The sequence below is a fragment of the Microbulbifer maximicatervae (SeqCode) genome (genome assembly GCF_052468295.1).
Genome location: NZ_CP174340.1, coordinates 2,646,189 through 2,673,112, shown reverse-complemented (window position 1 = coordinate 2,673,112; position 26,924 = coordinate 2,646,189). Strand labels below are relative to the sequence as shown.

At 50.8% G+C, this 26,924-nt stretch carries 21 protein-coding genes and 1 tRNA gene; 17 read left to right on the top strand and 5 right to left on the bottom strand.

What is annotated here, in order from left to right; genetic code table 11:
- The first annotated feature begins 156 nt into the window (after nucleotides 1-156).
- Together ACJJIQ_RS12110 and ACJJIQ_RS12105 are read left to right on the top strand one after the other, a co-directional pair.
- A complete protein-coding gene (locus tag ACJJIQ_RS12110) occupies nucleotides 157-1,578 on the top strand; it encodes a YcjX family protein (protein ID WP_445364731.1) in 1,422 nt (473 codons plus the stop codon).
- Nucleotides 1,575-2,699: a TIGR01620 family protein gene (locus tag ACJJIQ_RS12105; protein WP_445364730.1), complete on the top strand. Its 1,125-nt coding sequence runs from the start codon at nucleotides 1,575-1,577 to the stop codon at nucleotides 2,697-2,699. Before ACJJIQ_RS12110 ends, ACJJIQ_RS12105 begins: the two co-directional genes overlap by 4 nt.
- A gap of 78 nt (nucleotides 2,700-2,777) precedes the next feature.
- Here ACJJIQ_RS12105 and ACJJIQ_RS12100 read toward each other — a convergent pair whose 3' ends face one another.
- Nucleotides 2,778-3,278 carry a hypothetical protein gene (locus tag ACJJIQ_RS12100; RefSeq protein ID WP_413665163.1) on the bottom strand — a complete coding sequence of 167 codons (501 nt, stop codon included), beginning with the start codon at nucleotides 3,276-3,278 and terminating at the stop codon, nucleotides 2,778-2,780.
- Between the two features lie 241 nt (nucleotides 3,279-3,519).
- Between ACJJIQ_RS12100 and gorA the strand changes: the two genes are divergently transcribed.
- Nucleotides 3,520-4,878, top strand: a complete 1,359-nt coding sequence (gorA, locus tag ACJJIQ_RS12095) for a glutathione-disulfide reductase (protein WP_413665164.1) — start codon at nucleotides 3,520-3,522, stop codon at nucleotides 4,876-4,878.
- A gap of 87 nt (nucleotides 4,879-4,965) precedes the next feature.
- Here gorA and ACJJIQ_RS12090 read toward each other — a convergent pair whose 3' ends face one another.
- On the bottom strand, nucleotides 4,966-5,322 hold the full coding sequence (locus ACJJIQ_RS12090; protein ID WP_444916682.1) for an HPF/RaiA family ribosome-associated protein: 357 nt from the start codon (nucleotides 5,320-5,322) through the stop codon (nucleotides 4,966-4,968).
- Nucleotides 5,323-5,861: 539 nt separating this feature from the next.
- On the opposite strand from ACJJIQ_RS12090, the gene ACJJIQ_RS12085 reads away from it, so the two are divergent.
- Entirely contained in the window at nucleotides 5,862-6,791 is a 930-nt protein-coding gene (locus tag ACJJIQ_RS12085; protein WP_445356069.1) for a hypothetical protein, read from the top strand.
- Nucleotides 6,792-6,887: 96 nt separating this feature from the next.
- Here the strand turns inward: ACJJIQ_RS12085 and thpR are convergent, their stop codons facing one another.
- Nucleotides 6,888-7,472, bottom strand: coding sequence for an RNA 2',3'-cyclic phosphodiesterase (gene thpR / locus ACJJIQ_RS12080; RefSeq protein ID WP_445364729.1), 585 nt, complete (start codon nucleotides 7,470-7,472; stop codon nucleotides 6,888-6,890).
- A 146-nt stretch (nucleotides 7,473-7,618) separates the two neighbouring features.
- Here thpR and ACJJIQ_RS12075 point away from each other — a divergent pair, with 146 nt between their 5' ends.
- Nucleotides 7,619-8,095 carry an Hsp20 family protein gene (locus ACJJIQ_RS12075; protein WP_445364728.1) on the top strand — a complete coding sequence of 159 codons (477 nt, stop codon included), beginning with the start codon at nucleotides 7,619-7,621 and terminating at the stop codon, nucleotides 8,093-8,095.
- A 1-nt stretch (nucleotide 8,096) separates the two neighbouring features.
- Nucleotides 8,097-8,750 (top strand): class I SAM-dependent methyltransferase, encoded by a 654-nt coding sequence (locus ACJJIQ_RS12070; protein WP_445364727.1) that lies wholly within the window; start codon nucleotides 8,097-8,099, stop codon nucleotides 8,748-8,750.
- On the opposite strand, the gene ACJJIQ_RS12065 is transcribed toward ACJJIQ_RS12070, so the two are convergent.
- Nucleotides 8,730-9,716 (bottom strand): GlxA family transcriptional regulator, encoded by a 987-nt coding sequence (locus ACJJIQ_RS12065; RefSeq protein ID WP_413665170.1) that lies wholly within the window; start codon nucleotides 9,714-9,716, stop codon nucleotides 8,730-8,732. The genes ACJJIQ_RS12070 and ACJJIQ_RS12065 overlap by 21 nt on opposite strands.
- Nucleotides 9,717-9,855: 139 nt before the next feature.
- Here ACJJIQ_RS12065 and ACJJIQ_RS12060 point away from each other — a divergent pair, with 139 nt between their 5' ends.
- The 11 genes from ACJJIQ_RS12060 (at nucleotide 9,856) to ACJJIQ_RS12010 (ending at nucleotide 25,266) form a co-directional block, all read left to right on the top strand.
- Complete coding sequence (locus ACJJIQ_RS12060; protein ID WP_445364726.1) at nucleotides 9,856-11,712, top strand: beta-ketoacyl synthase; 1,857 nt, start codon at nucleotides 9,856-9,858, stop codon at nucleotides 11,710-11,712.
- A gap of 76 nt (nucleotides 11,713-11,788) precedes the next feature.
- On the top strand, nucleotides 11,789-12,385 hold the full coding sequence (locus tag ACJJIQ_RS12055) for a type II toxin-antitoxin system RelB family anti-toxin (protein WP_445364725.1): 597 nt from the start codon (nucleotides 11,789-11,791) through the stop codon (nucleotides 12,383-12,385).
- A gap of 287 nt (nucleotides 12,386-12,672) precedes the next feature.
- Nucleotides 12,673-14,829 carry a fatty acid oxidation complex subunit alpha FadB gene (gene fadB, locus ACJJIQ_RS12050; protein WP_445364724.1) on the top strand — a complete coding sequence of 719 codons (2,157 nt, stop codon included), beginning with the start codon at nucleotides 12,673-12,675 and terminating at the stop codon, nucleotides 14,827-14,829.
- Between the two features lie 11 nt (nucleotides 14,830-14,840).
- On the top strand, nucleotides 14,841-16,016 hold the full coding sequence (fadA, locus tag ACJJIQ_RS12045) for an acetyl-CoA C-acyltransferase FadA (protein WP_413665174.1): 1,176 nt from the start codon (nucleotides 14,841-14,843) through the stop codon (nucleotides 16,014-16,016).
- A gap of 182 nt (nucleotides 16,017-16,198) precedes the next feature.
- A tRNA-Leu gene (locus ACJJIQ_RS12040) sits at nucleotides 16,199-16,283 on the top strand.
- A gap of 185 nt (nucleotides 16,284-16,468) precedes the next feature.
- Nucleotides 16,469-17,782 carry a trigger factor gene (gene tig, locus ACJJIQ_RS12035; protein WP_444942154.1) on the top strand — a complete coding sequence of 438 codons (1,314 nt, stop codon included), beginning with the start codon at nucleotides 16,469-16,471 and terminating at the stop codon, nucleotides 17,780-17,782.
- A 188-nt stretch (nucleotides 17,783-17,970) separates the two neighbouring features.
- On the top strand, nucleotides 17,971-18,612 hold the full coding sequence (gene clpP, locus ACJJIQ_RS12030; RefSeq protein ID WP_282933430.1) for an ATP-dependent Clp endopeptidase proteolytic subunit ClpP: 642 nt from the start codon (nucleotides 17,971-17,973) through the stop codon (nucleotides 18,610-18,612).
- Nucleotides 18,613-18,774: 162 nt separating this feature from the next.
- Nucleotides 18,775-20,061 carry an ATP-dependent Clp protease ATP-binding subunit ClpX gene (gene clpX, locus ACJJIQ_RS12025; protein WP_282933429.1) on the top strand — a complete coding sequence of 429 codons (1,287 nt, stop codon included), beginning with the start codon at nucleotides 18,775-18,777 and terminating at the stop codon, nucleotides 20,059-20,061.
- Nucleotides 20,062-20,328: 267 nt separating this feature from the next.
- Entirely contained in the window at nucleotides 20,329-22,734 is a 2,406-nt protein-coding gene (lon, locus tag ACJJIQ_RS12020) for an endopeptidase La (protein ID WP_413665176.1), read from the top strand.
- A 256-nt stretch (nucleotides 22,735-22,990) separates the two neighbouring features.
- Nucleotides 22,991-23,263 carry a non-specific DNA-binding protein Hbs gene (gene hbs / locus ACJJIQ_RS12015; RefSeq protein WP_010132873.1) on the top strand — a complete coding sequence of 91 codons (273 nt, stop codon included), beginning with the start codon at nucleotides 22,991-22,993 and terminating at the stop codon, nucleotides 23,261-23,263.
- Between the two features lie 119 nt (nucleotides 23,264-23,382).
- Nucleotides 23,383-25,266, top strand: coding sequence for a SurA N-terminal domain-containing protein (locus tag ACJJIQ_RS12010; protein WP_444912656.1), 1,884 nt, complete (start codon nucleotides 23,383-23,385; stop codon nucleotides 25,264-25,266).
- 79 nt (nucleotides 25,267-25,345) lie between these two features.
- Here ACJJIQ_RS12010 and ACJJIQ_RS12005 read toward each other — a convergent pair whose 3' ends face one another.
- Nucleotides 25,346-26,908 carry a LysM peptidoglycan-binding domain-containing protein gene (locus ACJJIQ_RS12005; RefSeq protein ID WP_444905765.1) on the bottom strand — a complete coding sequence of 521 codons (1,563 nt, stop codon included), beginning with the start codon at nucleotides 26,906-26,908 and terminating at the stop codon, nucleotides 25,346-25,348.
- Between the last annotated feature and the right edge of the window lie 16 nt (nucleotides 26,909-26,924).

Here is a 26,924-nt window from a genome sequence, read left to right as displayed (position 1 = left end):
TTTGCATCTAAGGCGTTCGGCCAGTAAGGCTGTGCGCCTATTTCTTTTTGGGGGTATTCTTGAGCCTCCATCATCCTCTCTATTCCCATTTCTGGAAGTCAGCTTTATATGGAACCCAAAGTGACAGAGTGTGTGTCGCTGGACTGCCAAGATTCTATGTCTCGCGAGAGTCAATCTCGCCCACATTTAAAAGAAAAGCTACGGCGCTGGAGCCGAGAGGCCCAGGATAAATCCCACTGGGCCGCCGAGCGCTTGTTGGACCGACGCATCTGTATCGGTATCACTGGGCTCAGTGGTGCTGGCAAGTCCACGTTTCTCACCAGTCTGATATACCAACTCTGCAATCCAGAGAAGTCTCAATTACCTGGTTTTGCCCCTGCACTCAATGGCGATCTGTTGGGGGCAGAGTTGAAGCCAGCGCTGGACTCGGGCTTGGCGCCGTTTGATTATCAGACCTGCCTGTCGGCACTGATGGCTGAGCCACCTAGTTGGCCACAGAGCACTAGAGATGCTTCGGCTATGGAGTTACACATCCATTTACGCAGCCGGCGCCGTTTTCGGGGTAATGGTAGGAAGACGTTGGTAGTGGAGTTGCGTGACTACCCAGGGGAATGGTTGATGGACTTGCCGCTATTGCGTATGGATTACGCAGAGTGGTGTCGTCATCAAGCACACCTATTTTCTACAGATGCGCGGTCAATGCTGGCCCCCCAGTTGACAGCTCAGCTGGCAGCACTGTCCCCCCAGGCGAATGCCAGTGAAGTAAATTTGGACGAATTATGGGGGGAATACCGAGCTTATCTCCTGAGTTGCCGAACCAAGTTGAATCTCAGTTATTTACAGCCTGGTAGAGCGCTGCTAGACGAGGAGGCGTACGGGGTAGTTCCACTCCTGGATTTGCGTGGTTTAGATGCTGGGCAGTTAGCTGCTTTGTCTGAGAGTAGTGTTTTTAAGGTTTTGCAGGCGCGTTACGAACGCTATGTGCAAGCGCAGGTAAAACCCTTTGTAGACAGCCATTTTCGACATATCGATCGACAACTGGTACTGGTAGATATGATTGGCACTCTATTTGCTGGTGAACAGTCCCTGGAAGATATGCGTCTGGCATTTGCTCATATTGCCGATACATTCCGCTATGGCGAATCGGGGATTTTAAGCAAGCTATGGCGCCCAAAGGTTAATCGACTCCTTTTTGCTGCGACTAAAGTCGATCAGGTACTTGCTGCCGACCACGATGCTTTGAGGCAGCTTCTAGGCCAGCAGTTACAACAGACTTTCTCCGATGCCCGTCACCGGGGTTTGCCGGTATTTAGTGAGGCGATTGCCGCGGTTCGCTGCTCTAGAGAGGGGCAGAAGAATGGACGGAGAATGCTGATGGGTTATGACCTCGAAGGGCAGTATTTGGGTTTTGAGAATGCGGAAATTTTTGCCCAGGCGCCCTATGAAGAGCAGGGGTGGAGCCACTATGCGGGAGCTGCACCACCACAGCTGCGGCCTCCAGTGGGAATGCAGGAAGGACATATTCCACATATACGGGTGGATGCTCTTTTGAACCTTCTGTTGGGAGATAAGGTTTGATTAACAGTGATAAAAATACTGAGTACCGTCGCGAAACACGTATCGAGTCGCTAGATGAGCCTGGACAGGAGGTCCCGCACAGAGATGCGACGCGGGTGGAACCGCTTGCGGATGAGTCAGTGGAGATTCCTAGGTCAATAACCACTGGAGAGTCTCTTCCTGATCGGATTGCTTTCTCCGAGTTGCGCCTACCCACTTTCCGGTTTAAGTGGCTAAAGCCAGCAGTGCTCTCTGCGCTTGCAATAGTGGTGGTCGTGGTCGGATGGGAGTTTTATGGACTTTATCAATGGGCGGTCGATAAACACTGGGGATTGGGGCTTTTTGTGGCTGTTTTGATGGCGGGCTTCAGTGCAATCATTGGTAGTTCCGTGTGGGAGTTTTTCCGAGCGGGGCGCCCACTGAACAAGCTTGAAAAAACTCAGGCAATGGCTGCCGAGGCCCGAGACTGCCGCAGTCACCAAGAGGCGCAAGTATTCAGGCGCAATTTGCAGGAGCATTTTGCCGGTAAGCCCCAAGGTGTACTGCTCAATCGAGTTCTAGATGAGGCAGCTGACTATTACGATAGCAGTGAGTTGTTAGAGCATTTAGAGGTTACCTTCTTAAACGCCCTTGACCAAGAAGCTCTAAGGAGAGTCGTGCGCCACTCAACGAGCACTGGTGCACTGGTTGGGCTGAGCCCTTTTGCCAGTATCGATATTCTGGTTGCCCTGAGGCAGTCACTGCGAATGATTGATGATGTGGCGCAGATTTATGGCGTGCAGCCGTCTCTTGTGGTGCGATGGCGCTTGTTCAAGAGGGTTTTGTCTTTGGTCGCCTACACTGGCGCGAGTGAGTATGCGATCAGTGAAATGTGGCCGGAACTTGTTGGCGATAGCATGCTGAGCACAGTATCTGTGCGTTTGGGGCAGGGGGTCGGAGCCAGTCTGTTTGTTGCGCGTATCGGCTTGGCGACAATGCAAAGCTGTCGGCCAATCCCTTTTACTGAAAAGCAGCGCCCTCGCCTGAGATCAGTTATGGCCCGTATTGGTGGTGGCCTTAAAGAGAGGATGCCCGAGTTGTTTTCTATGGTTGGGCTTAGCTCGCGAAAGGAAGTAAAGGTTCGGAAGGCGGGTACCGAGTAGCTACTGGGATCGTAAGTCAATCTCTTGGGCTGACTATTTGATGTAAGGGGGCGAAAATCTGCCCCCTTAGTCAGCAACTTATTGAAACTGTTTTTTCATCAACATGCGGGTGTGATGTCGATCAACCAGCTGGGCCAGGGCTTCATAGCGGCGCTGTATGAAGGGGGCGGGGTTGTTATTTCCCGATTCATCCCGATATTCAACACCAGACCGGACGTGTTGGAGCTCCTTGGCTAACTCTCTGATGGCGGTGAAGATCTTTTGTGTGTCGTCTTTGCTGTGAAATACTGAGCTTTTTGTGGTGTCTGTCAAGTAATCATCGCACTCGCTCAGCCAGTCCAACCTCTGTTCGAGAAACTGTATTGTATTGCGAATTCCCCCGGTGTATTCGGGGTTGAAGTTATGGTTGATATACTTGTCGAGGCTACGCATGCCCGAGCCGACAAATTGTTCAACCACATCGCCACAGTATTTTTCTGACAGATAGGATGGATGAGACTTTGCGCTGCTTAAATTGCTGATGAGCAGTAGAGAGGTAAGCAATAGGGCGCGCTGCATCACTGCATTTGGGTATTTCATATTATTGCCCATAGGTTTTGCTCTTATTAATGACTGTTATTTTATCCGCCTCAGGTTTTTTTGTTGTGCAATTTCCTCTGGCGGGCTGATATCTGTGACAGCAGTCACATGAATATCCAAAGCGAAGTCAAGTGTCAACGGTTATTAAGTAAGAATTGTCAGCTTGAGATGGTTGTTCACAGAAAACTTATTGTCGGGCTGTTTAAAAATTATTCGAAGCATAGCTGAGTGGGAGTTTATTTTGGCTGAGTATGATTTTGATCTGTTTGTTATTGGTGCCGGCTCTGGTGGCGTGCGTGCAAGTAGGATGGCTGCTGCACAAGGAATGAAGGTCGCTGTGGCTGAAGACCGCTATATGGGGGGGACCTGTGTAAATGTAGGTTGTGTCCCCAAAAAATTATTTGTTTATGCGAGTGGTTATTCCGCAGGCTTTTCTGATGCTCGAGCCTATGGCTGGAATAGCGCGGGAGTTGAGTTTGACTGGCCAACACTGCGGGATAACAACGCAAAAGAAGTTGCTCGACTCAATGGGATTTATCGCAATTTGCTGGATAACTCTGGGGTGGAAACCCTAAATGGCAGAGCCAGCATCAAAGGTCCTCACAGTGTTGTTGTTAACGGCAAAGAAATTACTGCAGAGCGTATTTTGGTGGCGACAGGCGGATGGCCATTTATTCCGAATATTCCGGGACGGGAATTTGCGCTGACTTCCAATGAAGTTTTCTCAATGGAAAACTTTCCCAAGCGAGTTTTGGTTGTTGGTGGGGGTTATATTGCCGTCGAATTTGCAGGCATCTTTGCTGGTCTCGGCGCGAATGTGCACCTCTCTTATCGAAGAGATTTATTCTTGCGAGGATTCGATCGCGATATTCGCACTTTTGTTCGCGATGAGATGCAGAAGAAAAATATCGATCTAAAGTTTAACCACAACGTTGTTTCTATTGAGAAGCTTCAGGATGGCAGCTTGCTCGCTCATGCCGATGATGGCTCCAGTATTAATGTAGATATGGTGCTTTACGCTACTGGGCGCGTAGCAAATGTTGAAGGGTTGGGGCTAGAGGAGCAGGGTGTTGTCTTGCACAAGGATGGCACAATCTCTGTGGACGATAATTTTAGAACTAGTGTGCAGTCAATCTATGCACTGGGAGATGTAACGGGTGAGCCTCAGCTTACTCCTGTTGCCTTGGCGGAGGCTATGGCCTTGGTTAAGCATTGGCGCACGGGAGAGACGGCTGAAATTGACTATAACAACATTCCTACAGCCGTTTTCTGTCAACCGAATATCGGAACTGTGGGGTTGTCCGAAGAAGAGGCGCGGGACTCTGGACTCGACGTCACTATTTATAAGTCGGAATTCAGACCAATGCGTCACACTGTGAGTGGGAATACAGAGCGGACATTGATGAAGCTGGTTGTAGATGCGTCCAACGACAAGGTGATTGGCGTGCATATGGTTGGCGATGACGCAGGGGAGATTATTCAGGGGATGGCCGTAGCACTTAAGGCAGGAGCTACCAAAAGCACCTTTGATTCAACGATTGGAATTCACCCCACCGCTGCTGAGGAGTTTGTAACTATGAGAACTCCAGTTGCAGGTTAGGTGCTGTTGTTACGCTGTAGATATAAGTTGCAGTTGTGAATAATGAAAAAGGCGGCATTTTGCCGCCTTTTTTGTGACTCCCAGTTTTTAGCTGGGCTCTTCTGCAACCTCTTGTAGGGCTTGGTGCCGCCGTGTTTTCTTGCGTTCACTACGCTCTTTCAGGCAGCGCTCGGCGGAGGCGAATGTGTCGTTTACCGCTCGGTGTATGGATTCGTTCTCACTACTAATAGTCACGGGATTGCCACTAATCGCAAGCTCTAGTGATGCCTTGAAGTGTCTGCCTTTAGTTTTGTGTTGATGGGGAGCTTCGAGGACTACGCGACTATGTATGATGTCGCCACAATAACGTTCCAGCTTGTTTAACTTCTTGGATACGGTAGTCGCCAGGGCGGCTGACTTGTCGATGTCGCGGAACACAATGTTATCGTTAGGCGCTGATTTCATGGGCACATACCTCCGGTTAAAAGAAACCATGCAGGCCGCTGTTGCGGTTTGCTGTAAAGAAGGTAGGGCGCCCTAGTGGGAGGGTTCGAGGCTGCAGTTGAAGCGCCGAGCTGCCGGAATCGCAACGATTGTTTGCTGACAAAGCAGCTTAGGGTGTTTTACGTCCGGGTCGGGTTTCCGCTGAGTCCAGCGATCTTCTCCCTGGTATCCATAATGCTTCCGCCAAAAAAAAAATCAAGCGCTATCGCGGAAAAATTTCATATAAATTTTGGAGTGGTGTCACTGTGGTGACTCAATATTGTGGATTTGAAGGTTTATTGATCAGCTGGTTGGCTCAGGTGAACGCAAGGTCATTGCTCATAGCTTGCTCCCTGCGTAAAATTGACCATATTGCGCAGTAGCTTCACTCTGTCGTAGATTCAGAGTCGCTGCGCTTCCAAAACACGAAACACATCAATTCGAGAAATGGGTTCACGACGATGGCGGTAAAGCGGTGTTGCTCGCTCCTTTTGGCGGGCTTAGTAGTTATGGGTGGGGCAGTGGCACAAGCGCAGACGCCCCTCACGGCGGAGAAGAACCGTCTTGCGCGATTGGAACAGTCTCTTGAAAATAGGAGTGTTGGGCTCGAGGATGTCGAAAATGAGCTGCTCTCCTATGAATATAAGCTCGAGCAGGCCCAGAAATCTCTCGATGACCTGCGCCTGGAATACGAAGCGAGTCGCCAGGAGCTCAATCAAGCGACCCGGGCTCATGAGTCAACCCCCAATTCAGATACTGAGCGTCGCCTGAAGAAGGCTAAGCATGCCTTCGCTATGGCGGAGAGAGGTGTCGATAGCCGTTCACGTCGTCTCGAGTTTATTAAAGAAAATCATCAGCAGCTTCAACAAAAACTGGCTGAAGAGAAACAGGCAATTGCTGATGCCAAAGCTAAGATTTCTGCCCAACAGGATAAAATTAGCAAGATGGTTGAGGATATGCTGGCAAAGGCTGAAGCGTCCGAGAGAAGGGCAGCTATGGCGCGAGCTGCTGCTACTAATGAGAAACCAAAACCCCCGCAAATTAAAGCTCAGGTCGAGCCGCCAAAGCGCGAGGAGCCCGCTAAAGTGGAAGCTGTTGCCAAGCGTGAGATCGATGCCGACTTATTGGATTATGTAAAGCGGGAAACAGCACGCCTGAGTGATCTCCTGGCTGACGAAGAGGGTAATGATAGAAAAACGTTCCGGGATCTTGAGTTGCGGCCAATTGGAGGGGAAAGAGTACCCTTTGAGTTTTTGGGGGAAAACCAATATCGCTTGGTGACTACCGTTGAGTCAGGTCGTCAAACTTATAAAATTAACACTTGGAAATTCCGCCGTACAATTCCGGCTGAGGATGATGGGGCTCGCTATGTCTTTATTTTTGATGCGCGTCGCCTATCTCGACCAAGATTGGTTATGTACCCAGAGTATGTGCTGTCAGAATTGAATTAATTGTTCAGTGAACAAGTAAATAAAAAAGCGAGCCTAAGGCTCGCTTTTTTGCTTTTTGGGGTTTCAGAAAATAGATGTTACCAGTGGGGAGGAGTTTTACCGCGACTGTAGAATGTTTGTTTGTAGAGGGGTGTAAAGGCTTCCTGCTGGACTTGGTTGACTTTGGTAGAGAGTAATATTGTTAATTGTTATTGGGTGCTCTAGGTCGATTGGAGAAAATCCGTGAAATTGTTTCCTGTTTCTGCACAGGGTGATATGTGGGTGATAGCGCCGGTTTTCTGTTGGTATGGATAGGCTCTCTGCGAGGCATTTGACAGACATATGCAAGGTCGCCAATTGTTTGGTGGCTGTGATTTCTGCGGCGATCAGGTGAGCTTCATTGCCCGGGAAGGTATCAAGTTTAAATAGGCGGGTTTTCGTCTCAGTTGTGTTTCGAGCGATTGAGGTCAACCCGGTTTTTAGTGACGGTATTGTTTTAATTGGAACCTGGCCTAAAAAACAAAGGGTGATATGACGATTCTTATAGGCGATCCAACGGGTGCTGGCTAAGGATGAGGCGCTTTGTTTTTCCGTGATGAGGTTTGTTAAATAATTTAAAAATTCTTGTGTTTTTTTATCCAGCTGGATGCCGATAAAGATTCGGCAAGCGGGCTCTAAAGGTTTTTTGTAATTTTTTGGCATAAAATTTATCTGTCACCCTTGAATTAGAAACCTCTGCCTATATCTCTGTTGTACAGGTGGTAGCTTCAATGAAAAGTGCCCCTGAATAGAGTCCGGTCATTTGACGGACGTAGTTTTAAATATTGCTCTGAATTGAGGATATGATAATGCGTAATTTTGATTTCTCTCCACTTTATCGCTCTGCAATTGGTTTTGACCGTATGGCCAGCCTGCTCGATGCAATGACCACAAACGAGCAAAAACAGCCTTCCTACCCCCCTTACGATATAGAATTGACCGGCGAGGATAGCTACCGAATTTCCATGGCTGTCGCTGGCTTTGAGCAGTCTGAACTCGATATTCAGGTGGAGCAAAATCGTTTAGTGGTTAGCGGTACTAAGCCAGAAAGTAATAGTCAGGGAAATTATTTACACAGGGGTATCGCAGCAAGAAATTTTGAGCGGCGCTTTCAGCTTGCCGATCACGTGAAAGTGACCGATGCAAAACTGGCTAATGGGTTATTACATATAGAATTGGTACGCGAAATACCTGAAGCGATGAAGCCACGAAAAATTTCGATTACAGAAAGTAATGTGCTGCAGCACAAAGAGAGTGAGACTAAGTCCACTGCTGCAGTAGCGTAAGTTGTCGCTTCATTGCCCGCTGTGCCGCCAAAGTGCGGTACAGCTTTACCATCAGGATAAATTCCGCAGTTATCATCAGTGTGATAACTGCGCGCTCGTTTTTGTGCCGCCGCAATACCGTCTGACACCTGAAAAAGAGAGAGCTTATTACGACCTCCATGAGAATTCGATGGAGGATGACGGTTATCATCAATTTCTCAATCGTTGCGCGCAGCCGTTACTGAAAGAGTTGAGTGGGGCCTGCCATGGCCTGGACTTTGGTTGTGGCCCGGCGCCTTTATTGGCCAGAATTTTGGCGGAGAGTGGACACCGGGTGGACCTGTATGATCACTTTTACATGCCGGCCAGGAAGGCGCTGCATAGGAGCTACGATTTTATTGTTGCTACAGAAGTGATAGAACATCTTGTGAGGCCAGGAGAGGAACTTGAAAACCTTTGGCAAAGGCTTCGCACAGGGGGGGTTATGGCCCTGATGACGAAACTGGTTATTTCTGCAGAGCGCTTCGCCACGTGGCACTATATCAGAGACCCTACACATATTTGCTTCTTTAGCGTGAAGACATTTGAATGGTTGGCTCGGTCACTCGGTGCCGAGCTCCAGTTTGTTCACAGCGATGTTATTTTTCTAAGAAAATTAAGTATTGACCCTGAATAGCTTGGCTCGCACCGTGGTGCGGTATTCACTTGGAGTTGTTGCCAGGAATTTTTTAAATAGCGCTGTGAAATGCCCCATATCCTGGTAACCAACTTTTTCAGCAATTTCATTGACCGATAAATTGCTTGATTGTAAAAGCTCGCGCGCCATGTCAACCCTGACATTTTGCAAATACTGCAATGGTGTCTGTCCTGTAGCAAGTTTGAACCGGCGATTGAACGATCGCACACTCATATCGAAAAGTTGTGCCACTTCGCTAAGGCGTACCTCGGTATTGCAATGTTCCTTGAGCCAGGCCTGGGCTTGAACGATATCTTCGTCTGGGTGTAAGTGAACAGATCCTTCTGAGTAGGCTATCTCTTCAAATGGGCGGCGAATTTCGTGAGAGAAATTGCGCTCTACATGACTGGCAATGGCCGGTCCATACAGTTGGCGGATCATATGAACCGTTACGTCAGCGAGGGCATTGACGCTGGCCGCGCAGAAAAGTTTGTCTGCCTGGGTAATAAAATACTGACGTTTTAATTTTACCTCTGGATAGTCTGAGCTAAATTGATCAAAATAATGCCAGTGGGTGGTTGCAGGTTTTCCGTTAAGGAGGCCCGCTTCGGCCAAAAAGCAAACTCCGGTACCCACAGCACTAATTGCAGCTCCTTGTTTTTCCTGTTGGCGCAGCCATTCCAATATTTTTCCGCCTCGCTTAAGGGCGGGGCGGGGGTTGCGCCACATGGTCGGGATGTAGATTAGGTCGCTATCTGGTGCGTCGCTAAGAGCGACGTCCGGTTGAAGGGTAAACCCGCAGCGGGTATTTACTGGTGCCCCATCCAAACTGGCGGTCACCAGTTTTAGGCTGCCCTTGATGCCCTCAACCCTGGCGCGACTCTCCGCACCGCGGAGCATCTCAAGTGGGAGAACGGTACCGGTTGCCAGCATCTGGTCGATAAGTAGAAAAGTTACTGTTCGCATTACACATCTATGCGCACTTGCGCTATTGGCCAAAACACTCAATTTTGCTGGCCAGTATGCCCATAGCTGGACAGAATCGCCACCCCCTACACTCGCATCTCTTATTTTTATAGTGTTAAGTGCTTGGCTGGAGGTCAGGATGCAGCGCCTTCCCGTAATCACCGCATTCGGTGGATTCAACCCTGCTGGACGTAGTTCTTTCCATAGGGGGTACTCTCGCCTCGTGCTAGATAAACTGGGTAAGGAAGAGAGGGATAGCACTCTTTCCGACCTGGCCGCCCTGATGGGCTTGCGTACCGGAGACAACGCTGAAGGCATTTTGGACCCTGCCCTTGAGCAGCAGGTGTTGGATGGTACTTTGGTGCGCGAACTAGAGAGTCGCTATTACGACTACCGCAAGTGCCATTTCCATCAGTCTGCCCAGCTCGCAAACCCCCAGGGCCTGACATTCGAAATTTCCACCCGGCAGCTTCCGCAGCCTGTGCCCGCTCATTGGCACTTGGAGCATATCCAGGGCGGCAGGGTTCGGGTCACCACAGCTGAGCTGTCAGTTTTGTTGGATAGCCACCGCGAGATAAGTGTGGCTGCTGCCGGCCAGCTCCCAACCGGATTTGAACCGGGCACTAAATATAATTCTCGATTTCACCCGAGGGGACTGCAGTTGGCCCTCTTGGGTGCATCAGATGCTGTGCAGTCTTTGGGGGTTGATTGGGATACCGTTGTATCTGCGGCTGGGCCAGGAAATATTTCACTCTATGCCGCCTCGGCAATGAGTCAGCTGGACCCATTTGGCAACGGTGGTCTATTGCAGTCCCGCCTGCGAGGTGGTCGCGTAAGCTCTAAACAGTTAGCGCTTGGTCTAAATAGTATGCCAGCGGATTTTGTTAACGCTTATGTGCTCGGAAATGTCGGTTCTACTGGCGCTGTTGCCGGTGCTTGCGCAACCTTCCTGTACAACCTTCGCGCTGGCGTTGAAGATATTCGCTCGGGTAGGGCGCGGGTCGCTGTAATTGGTGCGGCTGAGGCGCCCCTTGTGCCTGAAGTTGTCGATGGTTATTCAACGATGGGTGCTCTTGCCACTACCGAGAATTTACGCAAGCTTTTCCCTGGTGAGATTGATTATCGACGCACCAGTCGCCCGTTCGGTGAGAACTGTGGTTTTACCTTGGGTGAGGGTACCCAGTGGGTCATCTTAATGGATGATGCTCTGGCGCTTGAGTTGGGTGCTTCCGTATATGGTTCGGTTGCCGGTGTGTTTACCAATGCCGACGGTACAAAGAAATCGATTTCTGCGCCGGGTCCCGGGAATTACCTGACGATGGCCAGGGCAATGGCGGAGGCGCGGGCAATTGTGGGTGAGGAAAGTTTGCGGCATCGCAGCTTTGTGCAGGCCCATGGCTCCAGTACGCCGCAAAATCGGGTTACTGAGTCCGCCATTTTTGATCGTTTGGCCGGCGCATTTGGCATTGCCGAGTGGCCGATTTGTGCGGTCAAGGCCTTTTTGGGGCATACCGTCGCTTCAGCCAGTGGAGATCAGTTAGTTATAGCGTTAGGTGTATTTGATCGCGGCATTCTCCCGGGAGTGACCACCGTTGATCACATCGCCGATGATGTTCATTGTAAGCATTTGGATATTTCCCTTGAACATACCGATAGGGGCAGGGGTGCGCTTGATTTAGCGTTCTTAAACTCGAAAGGTTTTGGCGGAAATAATGCGACGGCAACAATTTTGTCCCCGCAGATCACAAAATCAATGATGGAAAAGCGTCATGGCAAATCGGCCATTGTGGCGTTTCAAGCGTTGAACGAGAAGATTGTAGAGCAGAGCGAAAAGTACAACACCAAGGCTTCTCGTGGTGAGCTTGATGTTATTTATCGATTTGGTGAGGGCATGATCAATGAAAGTGAGATCACTATCTCAGAAGAAGAAATTTGTTTACCCGGAATGCCGCCGGTGAAGCTGCCAAATGGAAATCCCTTTGAAGATATGGTGTGATTGGCTTTTACATAATGCCTCAATTTCGGTGATTTTTACCTGAAGGGAGATTGCACAAAAGGAGCTAATGGGGAGCATGGATGATCCTGAAGAGGATGTTGGCGCCCGCTTGAAAATGGTGCGCCACATTTACGGTATCTCACAGAGGGAGTTGGCGAGACGGGCTGGGGTAACCAACGCAACAATTTCTTTTATTGAATTGGGAAAGGTTAGCCCTTCCGTAAGCTCCTTAAAAAAAATATTGGGCGCCATTCCTATGCCGCTAACCGATTTTTTTTCCTTGGAAATATCGGGCGCAAAGCAAATTTTTTTTCGCGGAAATGAAGTGCCTGAGATCGGTCACGGCTCTGTGTCCTGCCGCTTGTTTGGAGGGGCAAAAGCAAACTGCGGCATGTCGCTATTGTGGAAAGTATTTCCGGCTGGGGATGACACCGGCTTTTCTCTCGAATCTGCTGAGGGGGAGATTGGTGGGGTGGTTGTCAGTGGTGACCTGGAGGTTACGGTTGGCTCCGACTTTGCCCTGCTGAGTGCCGGTGATGGGTATTATTTTGATGCTCAGCGTCCGCACCGCTTTCGAAATACAGGTCGCTGTGACTGTGTAGTTGTCAGCGCAATGATGCCGGCTTATGGGCATCCCGACCTTCAAGAGCCCAATTCCTGCAAGGTGGTTTAGAAAAGAGGGAGTTCGTGCCAAGTGGCTGATAAGGCAGCACGATCCGAGATAGACTAGCCCAGCTTTAATTTCTCTCTGTTCGCAAACTGGCGAATTTCTGTACTTTGGCACTCCTGGTGCCACTCCATTTGTAAGAAATAGTATTCAAACAATCGTTTGAATCTGGCTATACTACGGCTGACCAAATTGGGCCTAAGTGTCACCGCGCTGTGCGGGGCGGCCCTTGGTTGCACAAAAATTCCGACCCCGGGCCCAGGATCGCGGCCCAGAATAAAAGAGGTCAATCAATGTTATTTAGTGGCAAAGCGCTCACGGTACAGATGCTGGACAACGGCATCGCCGAGCTCAAATTCGACCTGCAAGGCGAATCCGTCAATAAATTTAACCGTCAGACGGTTTCTGAATTCTCCCAAGCGCTGGATGCTATCGAAGCAGCGGATGGTGTAAAAGGTGTACTGCTGACCAGCGGTAAAGGCGTCTTCATTGTTGGTGCTGATATCACTGAGTTTGGTGGTGCCTTCTCTGCAGGTGCAGAGGGCGTTGCTGATCTGATGAATCAGAACAACGAAAATATCAACCGCCTGGAAGACCTTCCGGTACCGACTGCGGTAGCAATTAATGGCTACGCGCTTGGCGGTGGTTTTGAGGTGTGTCTTGGCTGTGACTTCCGCCTGATGGGCGAAGAGGCCAAAGTTGGCCTTCCGGAAGTTAAGCTGGGTTTGATTCCGGGCTGGGGCGGCACTGTTCGCCTGCCGCGTGTAGTGGGTGTTGATGTTGCTGCTGAGTGGATTGCAGCGGGTAAAGAGCAGAAGCCTGCCGCCGCTCTGGAAGCTCACGCTGTCGATGCGGTGATCCCCACTGCCAAGCTCAAAGATGCAGCGGTCAAGCTGCTTGAGCGCGCTATTAATGGTGAGTTGGACTACAAAGCCATTCGCGAGCTGAAGAAATCTCCAATCCCTTTGAATGATACTGAAGCGCTAATGGCCTTCTTTACCACTAAGGCATTTGTAGGTCAGCAAGCGGGTAAAAACTACCCCTCTCCCGTAGCTGCGGTTGAGTCAATCGAGCAGGGCTACAAGCTGAGCCGTGATGAAGCGTTGAAAATCGAGCAGGAGAAGTTCATTTTCTGCGCGCAGACCGGCACTGCGAAGTCTCTGGTAGGGCTGTTCCTGGCTGACCAGGCAATTGGTAAAGTTGCCAAAGGTTGGGAGAAGAAAGCCGATAAGCCGATTGAGCGTGCGGCAGTATTGGGTGCTGGCATTATGGGTGGCGGTATCGCTTACCAGTCTGCCTACAAAGGCACTCCGATCAAGATGAAGGATATCGACCAGAAGGGTATCGACCTTGGTCTGAATGAGGCGAACAAGCTGCTGTCCAAGTTGGTTGATCGCAAGCGCCTGACCCCCGTCAAAATGGGTGAAGTGCTCAACCGTATCGAGCCTACCTTGAGCTACGACGGCTTCAACGATATCGATGTTGTTGTGGAAGCGGTGGTTGAAAATCCCAAGGTGAAGCATGCAGTACTGAAGGAAGTGGAAACCAAAGTAAGCGAAGACACTGTAATCGCTTCTAACACCTCCACTATTTCTATTAACCAGTTGGCTGAGCCGCTTTCCCGCCCGGAAAACTTCCTCGGTATGCACTTCTTCAACCCAGTGCACAAAATGCCGCTGGTTGAGGTGATTCGTGGAGAGAAAACTTCCGACACAGCTGTAGCTCGCGTTGTTGCCTACGCAAACAAGATGGGCAAGAAAGCTATTGTTGTACGCGACTGTCCTGGATTCCTGGTTAACCGCGTTCTCTTCCCTTACTTTGCCGGTTTTTCCATGCTGGTGCGCGATGGCGCTGACTTCCAGGCCGTTGACAAGGTGATGGAGCGTTGGGGTTGGCCGATGGGCCCCGCTTACCTGATGGACGTTGTCGGTATCGATACCGGTGTTCACGCAGAGAGCGTAATGGCTGAAGGCTTCCCCGACCGCATGGGTAAAACCTTTACCGCTGCTTCCGACGTTATGTATGAAGCGGGTCGTTACGGCCAGAAGAACAACAAAGGCTTCTACAACTACGAGCAGGACAAAAAAGGTCGCCCGAAGAAAGTGGCTACCGAAGAGTCCTACGAGCTGCTTAAGCCGCACGTTGCTGAACGTCGCGAGTTTGAAAAAGACGAAATTATCGAGCGCATGATGGTGCCTATGGCAACCGAGCTGGCTCGCTGCCTGGAAGAGGGTATCGTGGATTCCCCAGCTGAAGCTGATATGGCGCTGATCTACGGCATTGGCTTCCCTCCGTTCCGCGGTGGAATCTTCGCGTGGCTGGACAGCATTGGTCTGGATGAATTCGTGAAGATTGCCGATAAGTACGCCGATCTGGGTGAGCTGTACAAGCCGACCGAGCGCATGCGTGAAATGGCCGCAAGTGGCAAAACCTACTACGGCGACAAGTAAGGAGAATAGCGATGAGTTTAAATCCTAGAGATGCCGTAATCGTCGACTACGCGCGTACGGCCATGGGTCGCTCGAAGAATGGCGTATATCGCCATGTTCGCGCCGATGATATGTCCGCTGAGCTGCTGAAAAAGTTCATGCAGCGCAATGATAAGCTCGATCCTGCCGAGATCGATGACCTGATCTGGGGCTGTGTTATGCAGCGCGATGAGCAGGGTTTTAACGTAGCTCGCTTTATCCTGCTGCGCGCTGGTTTGCCACACACTATCCCGGCGCAAACCGTCAACCGCCTGTGCGGCTCCTCTATGTCCTCCCTGCATACTGCAGCTGCCAACATCCAGGCTGGCGTTGGCGATGTGTACGTTGTGGGTGGTGTCGAGCACATGGGTCACCTGAACATGATGGAGCATGTTAGCCCCAACCCAATGCTGGGTCGCTATATGGCTAAAGCTGCCGGCTCCATGGGTATGACTGCTGAATACCTGGCGATGATGCACGGTATCCAACGCCAGCAGATGGATGAGTTCGGTGCACGCTCTCACCATCGCGCCGCTGAAGCTACCAAGGCTGGCAAGTTCAATCGCGAAATTATCGCTATTGAAGGTCATGACGATGACGGCGTACCTTTCCTGGTTGAGACGGATCAAACCATCCGTCCGGACACCACCGTGGAAGGTCTGGCTCAGCTGAAACCAGCATTCGATCCGAAGCACGGTCAGGTAACAGCCGGCACCTCTTCTCAGATCACCGACGGTGCCTCTGTGATGCTGGTAATGTCCGCTGAGCGCGCTCAGGCTTTGGGTATGACTCCTATTGCCCGCGTGAAAGAAATGGCGCTGGCTGGTGTTGATCCGTCCATTATGGGTTATGGCCCGGTGCCCTCTACCAAGAAGGCGCTCAAGAGAGCGGGTCTAACTGTTGGCGATATCGACAAGTTTGAGCTGAATGAGGCATTTGCGGCGCAGGCGCTGCCGGTGCTGAAAGACCTGGATCTGCTCGAGCAGATGGATGAGAAGGTCAACCTGTACGGTGGCGCTATTGCCCTGGGTCACCCCTTCGGCTGCTCTGGCGTGCGCATTACTGGCACCCTGCTGAGCGTTATGCAGAATGAGGGCGGCAACCTGGGTGTATCTACTATGTGTATCGGTCTGGGGCAGGGTATTACCACTGTTGTAGAGCGAGTCTAAGGAAATTAGACCCCGAAAAAAGGCGCCTTTGAGGCGCCTTTTTTTATTTTATGAGAAAAGTGTTCAGTAAAGTGTTGAAGACCCCAAAATGCTGTGGCACAATCTGCACCCCTTGTCGCGATGGGCTCTAAAAAAGTAGCGAAAGCGCTTAAATATCAAAGAGTTAGCGACAGGTTCGATTTGGGGACGTGGTGAAATTGGTAGACACGCCAGATTTAGGTTCTGGTGCCGAAAGGTGTGGGAGTTCGAGTCTCCCCGTCCCCACCAAATTAAAAGCCTTGAAGTCCGTGTGACTTGCCCTGGAGGGGTAGGTGCGGGCTTCTTGTGTATTTGGCGGCAGCACAAAAGTATTGTTTTGGTGCTGGGCCTACGAGGTTACTGACTAAGTCTCGGTGACCCGGTATTCGTTGGCGCTGCGGCGCGATTACAGAGATAGTCTCACGAGGATAAACATGCAGGTTTCCATCGAAACTACTTCCGGTCTGGAGCGTCGCTTAACGGTCAACTTGCCGGCAGAAATTGTCGACAAAGAAGTGGATAAGCGTCTCCAGCAGGCTGCTAAGACTGTTCGCATCAATGGCTTCCGTAAAGGCAAGGTGCCGATGAAGGTTGTTCGTCAGCGCTTTGGCGCCGGCGTTCGTCAGGAAGTTCTGGGTGAGGTAATGAGCCGTTCTTTCTACGAAGCGGTACAGAAGGAAGAGGTTAAACCTGCCGGCCAGCCTAGCATCGAAGCTAAGCAGACTGCTGCTGGCGAAAACCTGGAGTACGTTGCTACTTTCGAGGTTTACCCTGAAGTTGAACTCGCTGATCTGGCTGAGATCGCTGTAGAGCGTCCTGTTGCAGAAGTTACTGATGCTGACGTGAAGAACATGATCGATGTTCTGCGTAAGCAACAGTCTTCCTGGAAAGATACCAAGCGCAAAGCTCAAAAGGGCGATCGTGTTGTTATCAACTTTGTTGGTCGCAAAGACGGCGAAGAGTTTGAAGGTGGCAAGGCCGAAGGTCACCAGTTGGTACTGGGTTCCGGCCAGATGATCCCTGGCTTCGAAGAAGGCATTCTGGGCATGAAGCCCGGTGAAGAGAAAGACATTGATCTGACCTTCCCGGAAGATTACCAGGCAGAAGAGCTTCGCGGTGCTGCTGTTACCTTTAATATCAAGGTGACTTCTTCCGAGAAGCCTGAACTTCCCGAGCTGAACGAAGAGTTCTTCAAAGCTTACGGTGTTCAGGAAGGTGGCGAAGAGAAGTTCCGTGAGGAAGTTCGCAACAATATGCAGCGTGAGCTGAAAAATGCCGCTCTTAACAAAGTTAAGACCCAGATCATGGATCAGCTGTTCGAAAAGCATCCAGTTGAGCTGCCGTCCGCTCTGGTTGCCAGTGAAGTAACTACCTTGCGTGGTCAAATGGTTCAGCAGTTTGGTGGTCAGATCAAGGCTGAAGATGCCGAGCGTATGTTACCTGACACTATGTTCGAAGAGCAGGCAAAGCGCCGTGTAGTTCTCGGTCTGGTAGTCGGTGAGATTGTTAAGCAGAATGAACTTTCTGTTGATGCCGATCGCGTAAAGGCGAAAGTTGAAGAGCTGGCTTCTACCTACCAGCAGCCGCAAGAAGTAGTTGACTACTACTACAGCAACCGTGAGCTGCTGTCTGGTGTTGAGTCTGTTGTACTGGAAGACCAGGTTGTTGATCACGTACTGGCTTCAGCTAAAGTATCTGAAGTTGACAGTAGCTACGACGAAGTGATTAAGCCGCAAAAACAAAGCTAATCTCTCACTTCATTCAGGTGTAAGGTGGCGTCCGCTCAAGCGTGACGCCCCTACATCTCCTTCCTTTTTACCGGCTGGCTTTCTCTCGCCTGACCGGTTAAGCTCTGAAAACCAAATTTTTCAGCATGGGCATACGATGCCTATTCGCTGGCCTGCCGAATACGCCACAAAAGGAAGCAATGGTACCTATGGCACGAATTGATTTTCCAAAAGCTTCGATAGAGCCCTCAGCATCAGGTTTAGTTCCCATGGTGGTAGAACAAACCGCCAGAGGGGAGCGCTCATTTGATATTTATTCTCGCCTGTTAAAAGAGCGTGTGATCTTCCTGGTCGGGCCTGTAGAAGACCACATGGCCAATCTGGTTGTTGCGCAGCTGCTTTTCCTCGAGGCAGAAAATCCGGATAAGGATATTCACCTCTACATTAATTCACCGGGCGGCTCGGTAACTGCCGGCATGTCTATCTATGACACCATGCAGTTCATTAAGCCTGATGTCAGCACTATGTGCATTGGGCAGGCCTGTAGTATGGGCGCCTTCTTGTTGACTGCCGGTGCTGAAGGCAAGCGCTTCGTAACACCAAACTCCCGTGTGATGATTCACCAGCCCAGCGGTGGGGCCCAAGGGCAGGCGAGTGATATCCACATTCACGCCCAGGAAATCCTCAAGATTCGTCATCGGTTGAATGAGCTCATGGCGCATCACTCTGGACGTCCAGTCAGTGATATTGAGAGGGATACAGAGCGCGACAACTTTATGAGCGCCGATGAAGCCAAGGAGTATGGCTTGGTCGATGATGTATTGTCTCGCCGACAGGCATTCGATAAGTAGATTTTTCTACATTAAAAGTTTGCCGGAGGCGGATTTCAGCGAAAGTTAGTTTTTTTGACAGGCTGGCTTTCGTTGGGACTTGAAAATCACGCCAAAAGGCAGCATCTTGCTGGGTAAGCTGAATTTAGGGCCCTGGCCGGCCAGTGACGACGGAGTATTTTGATGACCGACAAAAGCAGCGGAGAAGACAGCGGAAAATTGCTGTACTGCTCTTTCTGTGGCAAGAGCCAACAGGAAGTGCGGAAGTTAATCGCTGGGCCGTCAGTCTTTATCTGCGATGAATGTGTCGAGCTGTGTACCGACATTATTCGTGAAGAAGTACAAGAGACTGCGGAGGGGCCTGAAGGGCGCCTGCCGACACCCCGTGAGATTACTGAAATCCTCGATCAGTATGTGATTGGGCAGGAGAGAGCCAAGCGTGTGCTGGCTGTTGCCGTATACAATCACTACAAGCGTCTGCGCACCAAGTCTGGTGTTAAAAGTAAGGATGAAGTAGAGCTCAGTAAGTCTAATATTTTGCTGGTAGGCCCAACCGGTAGTGGTAAAACCCTTCTTGCCGAGACCCTGGCCCGCCTGCTCAATGTTCCTTTCACTATTGCCGATGCAACCACCCTGACCGAAGCTGGTTATGTGGGTGAGGATGTTGAGAATATCATCCAGAAGCTTTTGCAGAAGTGTGATTACGATGTAGAAAAAGCCCAGCAGGGTATCGTCTATATCGATGAGATCGACAAAATTTCGCGCAAGTCAGACAACCCTTCAATTACCCGTGATGTGTCCGGTGAAGGTGTGCAGCAAGCGCTACTGAAGTTGATTGAAGGCACTGTGGCGTCTGTGCCGCCGCAGGGTGGACGCAAGCATCCGCAGCAGGAATTCTTGCAGGTCGACACCTCCAATATCCTGTTTATTTGTGGCGGCGCTTTTGCGGGGCTGGATAAGGTTATCCGCGATCGCTCGGAGAAGGGTGGAATTGGTTTCAGTGCAGAGGTTAAATCGAAGGATGGCACCAGTAATTTTGGTGAGATCCTGCGTGACCTGGAGCCTGAAGACCTGGTTCGTTACGGGCTGATCCCGGAGTTTGTTGGACGCCTACCGGTGACCGCAACTTTGGAAGAGTTGGACCGTGAGGCTCTGGTACAGATTCTCACCGAGCCACGCAATGCCTTGACCAAACAGTACGCAAAACTGTTTGAGATGGAAGATGTAGAACTGGATTTCCGCCCCGATGCGTTGGATGCAGTTGCCACCAAGGCAATGGAGCGGAAAACAGGCGCCCGTGGCCTGCGCTCTATCATGGAGTCCGTATTGTTGGAGACCATGTATGACATCCCATCCACAGATAATGTAGTGAAAGTTGTGATTGACGAGGCGGTCATTAAAGGCGAATCAGCCCCGCTGCTGGTTTATGAGAGTGAGTCCCAGCCGCAGAAGGCGGCGCCGGAAGAGTAGCTCAAATCCCACCTCAAAAAGCCCCAATATTGGGGCTTTTTTTATAGTTTTTTCTGATTACCCGGGTATCTAACTACTTGTCTGGGTATTCCTGGCTCGAATAGCACTCTTAGCTCGGCACAAATTGGTCGCGAGATTAGACTTGTATTTCGGGCCCTTCCCCCCCATTACTAGCATCTGAAGGGCGGTGGCCCAGGTTAAGCTGTCAATTCCAACAGCAGCATGATGCCGCGCCAAATACCCAGTGATAGGGCCGAGAGGAGTTCTATGGATCAGTCATCCGACACCACACTTGAATATCCGTTGTTGCCATTGCGCGATGTTGTTGTTTACCCCCATATGGTGATCCCGCTTTTTGTCGGCAGGGAAAAGTCCATAGAGGCCCTGGAAGAGGCCATGCGCAGGGATAAGCAGGTATTGCTTGTGGCGCAGCGAAAGGCATCTGAGGATGACCCAGGTGCAGACGATATCTATCGCGTGGGCACTATTGCCAGTGTCTTGCAGTTACTCAAACTCCCCGATGGCACTGTGAAGGTGCTAGTAGAAGGGGGAGAGCGCGTAAATATCCACGAAGTGATGGAGAGGGAGAACCATTTCGAGGCGACCGTTTCGCCGATGGAGACGCAGGAGTTGCCGGAAGGCGAAGCAGATGCCCTTGTGCGCTCTGTGATGTCTCAGTTTGAACAGTACGTTTCTGTAAGTAAGAAAGTCCCCAATGAGGTTATTACCTCTCTGTCGGGAATTGATGAACCTGGCCGCTTGGCAGATACCATTTCTGCACATATGTCCCTTGAGTTGGCTCAGAAGCAAGAGCTTCTAGAGACTCTCAGTGTTAAAGAGCGTTTGGAGCATTTGCTGGGCCTTATGGATGCTGAAATCGATCTGATTCAGGTGGAAAAACGCATTCGTGGGCGTGTGAAAAAGCAGATGGAGAAAAGCCAACGTGAGTACTATCTCAATGAGCAGATGAAGGCGATTCAAAAAGAGTTGGGCGAGATCACCGAAGAGCCCAATGAAATTGAAGAGCTGGAAAACAAAATTGCCGAATCCGGCATGAGTGCGGAGGCAGAGAAGAAAACCCGCGCTGAGCTGGCTAAATTGAAAATGATGTCGCCTATGTCTGCGGAAGCTTCGGTTTTACGCAGTTATATCGACTGGATGTTGAGCCTGCCCTGGAAAAAAGCCAGCCGGGTGAGACACGATTTGGTTAAAGCCGAGGAAATTCTCGAGAAAGAACACTACGGCTTGGAAGAGGTTAAAGAGCGGATTCTGGAATACCTCGCGGTACAAAAGCGAGTGAAGAAAGTGAAAGGGCCGATCTTATGTTTGGTTGGTCCTCCCGGGGTGGGTAAAACCTCCCTCGGTCAATCTATTGCCCGAGCAACAAATCGTCAGTATGTGCGTATGGCCCTGGGCGGCGTTCGCGATGAAGCCGAGATTCGCGGGCATCGACGCACTTATATTGGCTCACTGCCGGGCAAGCTGATTCAGAAAATTTCGAAAGTTGGAGTGAAAAATCCCCTGTTCCTGCTCGACGAAGTCGACAAAATGGGGATGGATCAGCGCGGCGATCCCGCCTCAGCGCTTCTTGAGGTTTTGGATCCAGAGCAGAATAAAACCTTCAATGATCACTACTTAGAAGTGGATTACGACCTTTCCGATGTGATGTTTGTCTGCACCTCTAACTCAATGAATATTCCAGGCCCGTTGCTGGATCGTATGGAAGTTATTCGAATCCCCGGATATACCGAGGACGAAAAACTGAATATTGCTCAGCGCTATCTTGTGCCGAAGCAGCGCAAGGCCAACGGCCTTAAAGATGATGAGCTGGATCTCTCCGATGACAGTATCCGAGATATTGTCCGCTACTACACCCGTGAAGCGGGTGTGCGTGGCCTGGATCGGGAGATTGCCAAGATCTGCCGCAAGGTAGTAACGGAGCACGTTCGCAATCCTTCAGAGAAGAAGGCTGTAATACAGCCAGAGCAACTTGAAGAGCTTCTCGGTGTTCGCAAGTTTGATTTTGGCCGTGCAGAGGAAGAGGACAAAATCGGAATTGTTACCGGTCTCGCCTGGACCGAGGTGGGTGGTGAGCTTCTTAACATTGAGGCTTCAGCTGTGCCGGGTAAAGGGCGCATGATCAAAACCGGCTCCCTCGGCGATGTTATGCAGGAGTCTATTCAGGCGGCCTTGACGGTTGTGCGTTCTCGCTCCCAGGCACTGGGAATAGGTCCGGACTTCCACGAGACCCGGGATATTCATATCCACGTGCCTGAAGGTGCCACCCCCAAAGATGGCCCTTCGGCGGGTATTGCCATGTGCACCGCTTTGGTGTCTGTGTTAACGGATATTCCCGTTCGCTCAGATGTGGCGATGACTGGAGAAATTACTCTGCGTGGAGAAGTTTTAAGAATTGGTGGTCTTAAAGAAAAGTTATTGGCAGCGCATCGGGGCGGTATAAAAACTGTACTGATTCCTGCTGATAATGAGCGAGATCTGAAGGATATTCCCGATAATATTCTTCAGGACTTGGTAGTTAGGCCCGTTAAGTGGATCGATCAGGTACTTGAGCTGGCGCTCGAACACAAGCCTGAATCCCTGTCTGATGAAGAGTATTCCGCCTTACAGAAAAAGGCAGAGGAGCGCTCGCAGCGAGGAATCCAAACTCACTGACTCTTGTAATGGGGTGACTTTTGTCGCCCCTTTACAACTTGCAAGGCCAAAACTTCGCCAATCAGGCTATCTACGCTGCTTGAAAAGTGTGCATCTGCCCGGAAACCCGCATGGTTCCTTGACCCGCTTCTGGGCAGTTGGTATAAAACGGGGCTTATTGCCCGGCGCGTAAATTGCCGAAGGCTAAAAAATTTAAAGTATGGGTGTCTTTTGTAGACCACCCGAAGCATATTTAAAAAGAACAGAGGGATTAAGCGTGAATAAGTCCGAACTGATTGAAGCAATTGCCGCATCTGCAGATATTCCAAAAGCAGCAGCTGGCCGTGCTTTGGACGCAATGGTTGATAGCATCACTGATGCCCTGAAAAAAGGTGATCAAGTTGCCCTCGTTGGCTTTGGTACCTTTGCTGTGAAAGAGCGTGCAGCTCGTACTGGTCGCAATCCTCGCACTGGCGATCCCATTGAAATCGCTGCGGCAAAAATTCCTAACTTCAAGGCCGGTAAAGCCCTGAAAGACGCTGTAAACTAAGTTTTCAGCAGGCTTTGAAACTTTGTAAAAGAGTCTGAATGTCAAAGAGGCGTGTCAGTTGGGATGCGCCTTTTTTGTATCTGATAGTAGTTAAAAACAATTAATTTTCGGAGCTGAGCATGCTTCAGTCCATGCGTGACAACCTGAAAGGGACAGCCGCGATTATTGTCGCAGCCTTTTTCGGTTTTATTATGGTCATTGGGGGAATTGATTTCTTCACCGGTGCCAGTGGAGGTGCTGCCGATGCGGTAGCCGAGGTTAATGGCGAAAAAATTACAAACTTGGATTTGCAACGCGCAATTCAAAATCGCCGCAATATGATCATTAGTCAGTACGGCGAAGATGTGCCCGCTGATTTAATCAGCGATGAGCAGTTGCGTGAGCCAGTTTTACGCCAGTTGGTTTCCAGTGCTGTGATGCGCCAAGCTGCTCAGGACAGCGGTATGGTGATGAGCTCTGCGGCGGTCGACAGAGCGATCGTGGGAATTCCGGCTTTTCAGGTGAACGGCAGTTTTGATCCGCAAATGTACCGCGATGCTTTGCGTCGTATGGGGTATAGCCCTGCAGGCTTCCGCCAGATTATGGAAAATGATATGGCGCTGGAGCAGTACGCAAATAGTGTGGTTGAAAGTGCTTTTACTACCCAGGCGGATGCAGAACAGATTGTTGCCGCCTCTATGGAAGAGCGTGATTTTGATTACGTGGTGATGCCAGTTGAAGGCCTGCTAGCAGAGATTCAGGTTTCGGATGCTGAAGTAGAACAGTACTACCAGGAGAATCAAGGGCAATACCAGCGTCCAGAGCAGGTGGCGGTTGAGTATATTGAGCTAACTCCTGAAGTATTTGCCGGTAACATTGATATTTCTGAAAGCGATGTTCGCGCTCAGTATGAGCAAGAGCTGAAAGGTTTCGCATCGGAACTTCGCCGTCGTGCTGCACATATTTTGCTTGAAGAAGCTGACGCAGAAAAAATTGCTGAGATTCAGAGCAAACTGGATGCCGGCGAAGATTTCGCCGAGTTGGCAAAGACTTACTCCCAAGACGTAGGCTCTGCGGAGGAAGGCGGTGAGTTGGGTTACACCACAGGTGATGTATTCCCAGAGGCATTCGAGCAGGCCTTGGCCGCGCTTGAAGTGGGTCAGGTTTCTGCTCCAGTGACCACCGATAGTGGAACTCACTTTATCAAGTTGTTGGAAGTAGAGCAGAGTGAACCGCCGAGCTTCGAAGAGCAAAAAGTGGCGATCGAAAAGCGGCTGCGTGCGTCCGTTGCCGAGCGCGAGTTTGTTGACGCCTTGTCCCGTCTCGCCGATCTGGCATACAACGCGGACAACCTGGCTGAGCCCGCTGAAGAGTTGGGTGTTCCCCTGAAGACTGCCAATCTGTTTTCGCGCGAGAGCGCATCTGGCGTCCTTTCTAACGGGCAGGTTATCGAGGCTGCTTTCTCTGTGGAAGTGAAGGAAGATGGCAATACTTCAGATGTGATCAACCTGAACAATGAGCACTCTGTCGTTTTGCGGGTCACCGACTCTAAGCCCGCGGGTACCTACCCTCTGGAAGAGGTTCGCCAGCAAATTGTTGACCGTTTGAAGCGTGATAAGGCCAGTGAGCAATTGGCTAAGCAAGCGGAAGAGCTTAAAGAGAAGCTCGCTACTGGTACTAGTTTTGCAGAACTGGCAGAAGCGCAAGGTTTAACCCTGGAGACCAGTGATAAAACTCGTCGCGGTGGTTTTGCTCAGCGCGGAGAGATTAATGCCAAGGCATTTGCACTGCCTGCACCATCTGCTGGCAAAGATGAAGTGACCAGCTTCGCTACAAATAATGGTGATCTGGTAGTTCTCGATCTGCGCAGCGTGCGCCCGGGCGAACTATCCAAGCAGAGCAAAGAGCAGCGTCAGGCACTGATGCAGCAATTGGCCTCTGTAAATGGTGGGGCCGAGTTAGCAGCTATCCAGCGCTACTTGTCCGATCAGGCAAAAATCGATCTGGCCTCTTCTGCCGAGTGACGGTTGTTATTGAGCCATAAAAAAACCCGGCAATTGCCGGGTTTTTTTATGGCTAACTCCCTGTAGGGTAGTGTGCGCTTTAAGTGTTGCTGGCACTATCCACAAATAAGGTTAAGCGCTGTCCGGGTTGTAAATACTTGGACTTGTTTATCTTATTCCAGCGGAGAATATCATCGATTTCGATACTGAATTTATTGGCTATCCGATATAGAGAGTCGCCGCTGCGTACCCGGTAAGAAACCTTGCGGGTAGTGCGGTTGTTCTCTGATACTGCGGGGGAGCCGTTGTAAGCCACCAGGGTGCGCCCAGGGCGCAGGGTGTCTCCCGGTGCCATGCTGTTCCAGCTGGCCAGTTGCTTTACGGTCACATCCAGCTTGCGTGAAATCCCCCAAAGGCTGTCGCCAGGGCGTACAGTGTAATTAACTTTCTGGCCCTTGCCGGAAGACTGCTTGCGTTTAACTCGCTGATCGAGTGCGTAGGCATACTGTCCCGCGGGGCCCGATGCGCTGGGGATTAACAGTGTTTTACCGGCGCGAATATTATTGCTGCGTAGTTTGTTTGTCTCGCGTATCGCTCCGACGGTGGTCTGGTAGCGGCGAGCGATAGTGGAAAGGGTGTCGCCTCGGGCAATGGTGTAGCGCTGCCAGCTTACTCTCTCTTCCTTGGGAAGTTGTGCCAGGGCGCTCTCAAACTTTTCCTGGGTCTCTATTGGAATCAGTAGTTGGTGGTTTCCGTTGGGGTCGGTTGCCCAGCGGTTATAGCCTGGGTTCAGTAGGTAGAGCTCTTCAATCTCAATTTCTGCAAGTTCCGCAGCCTGGGCCAGGTCGATCTGACTGCCTACATCGACACGGGCGTAGTAGGGCTCGTTGGAGACATCATGCAGTGGAATTTTGTAATGGTCCGGGCGGGATATAACCTCCGCCAGAGCCAGCAGCTGGGGCACATAGCGTTTGGTTTCCCGCGGTAGTTTGAGATCCCAATAACTGGTGCCAAGTCCGTTGCGACGATTGCGCTCTACGGCTCTGCGAACCGTTCCCTCACCGGCGTTGTAAGCAGCGAGTGCCAGCTCCCAGTCCCCATCAAAGCGATCGTGCAGGTAGTTGAAGTACTTTGCCGCAGCCTGGGTGGATTCATGGACATCGCGGCGTCCGTCATACCACCAATTTTGCTCGAGCCCGAAAGAGCGCCCGGTGGCCGGGATAAACTGCCACATACCGGAAGCCCGGGCGTGGGAGTAGGCGAAGGGGTCGTATGCGCTCTCGACAATGGGGAGCAGCGCTAATTCAAGTGGGAGATTTGCCTGTTCCAGCTGTTCTGCAACATGGAAAATATAGCGGCGAGAGCGCTCGGTTACCCGAGCCATATAGCCCTCATTGCGGGCGAAGTAAGCAATATATTCCTTAACCTTGGGGTCGCTGGTGTGGTGATCCAGGGCGAACCCCTGACGAAGTCTTGCCCAGATGTCTACGGGGGGAGGGACCGCTTCAGAGGGTTCGTGTTTTTTAACAGCTCGGTCACTCGCGACAGAGGTTTCCTCTGCAGGGATATTTTCAGTTTCAGGCGCAGAGGCCTGTTCCGGTAATTGCGAGCAGGCCCCTACCGTAGCGGCTAGTAATGCTACAGCAAAATTCTTGTGAACCATGTGTGATATCCGCGAG

What these genes read in the sequence shown, in the direction of transcription:
- ACJJIQ_RS12110 (WP_445364731.1), top strand. Translation starts at nt 157, where the DNA reads ATGTCTCGCGAGAGTCAATCTCGCCCACATTTAAAAGAAAAGCTACGG.
- ACJJIQ_RS12100 (WP_413665163.1), bottom strand. Translation starts at nt 3,278, where the DNA reads ATGAAATACCCAAATGCAGTGATGCAGCGCGCCCTATTGCTTACCTCT.
- ACJJIQ_RS12090 (WP_444916682.1), bottom strand. Translation starts at nt 5,322, where the DNA reads ATGAAATCAGCGCCTAACGATAACATTGTGTTCCGCGACATCGACAAG.
- thpR (WP_445364729.1), bottom strand. Translation starts at nt 7,472, where the DNA reads ATGCCAAAAAATTACAAAAAACCTTTAGAGCCCGCTTGCCGAATCTTT.
- ACJJIQ_RS12075 (WP_445364728.1), top strand. Translation starts at nt 7,619, where the DNA reads ATGCGTAATTTTGATTTCTCTCCACTTTATCGCTCTGCAATTGGTTTT.
- ACJJIQ_RS12065 (WP_413665170.1), bottom strand. Translation starts at nt 9,716, where the DNA reads ATGCGAACAGTAACTTTTCTACTTATCGACCAGATGCTGGCAACCGGT.
- ACJJIQ_RS12060 (WP_445364726.1), top strand. Translation starts at nt 9,856, where the DNA reads ATGCAGCGCCTTCCCGTAATCACCGCATTCGGTGGATTCAACCCTGCT.
- ACJJIQ_RS12055 (WP_445364725.1), top strand. Translation starts at nt 11,789, where the DNA reads ATGGATGATCCTGAAGAGGATGTTGGCGCCCGCTTGAAAATGGTGCGC.
- fadB (WP_445364724.1), top strand. Translation starts at nt 12,673, where the DNA reads ATGTTATTTAGTGGCAAAGCGCTCACGGTACAGATGCTGGACAACGGC.
- fadA (WP_413665174.1), top strand. Translation starts at nt 14,841, where the DNA reads ATGAGTTTAAATCCTAGAGATGCCGTAATCGTCGACTACGCGCGTACG.
- tig (WP_444942154.1), top strand. Translation starts at nt 16,469, where the DNA reads ATGCAGGTTTCCATCGAAACTACTTCCGGTCTGGAGCGTCGCTTAACG.
- clpP (WP_282933430.1), top strand. Translation starts at nt 17,971, where the DNA reads ATGGCACGAATTGATTTTCCAAAAGCTTCGATAGAGCCCTCAGCATCA.
- clpX (WP_282933429.1), top strand. Translation starts at nt 18,775, where the DNA reads ATGACCGACAAAAGCAGCGGAGAAGACAGCGGAAAATTGCTGTACTGC.
- lon (WP_413665176.1), top strand. Translation starts at nt 20,329, where the DNA reads ATGGATCAGTCATCCGACACCACACTTGAATATCCGTTGTTGCCATTG.
- ACJJIQ_RS12010 (WP_444912656.1), top strand. Translation starts at nt 23,383, where the DNA reads ATGCTTCAGTCCATGCGTGACAACCTGAAAGGGACAGCCGCGATTATT.
- ACJJIQ_RS12005 (WP_444905765.1), bottom strand. Translation starts at nt 26,908, where the DNA reads ATGGTTCACAAGAATTTTGCTGTAGCATTACTAGCCGCTACGGTAGGG.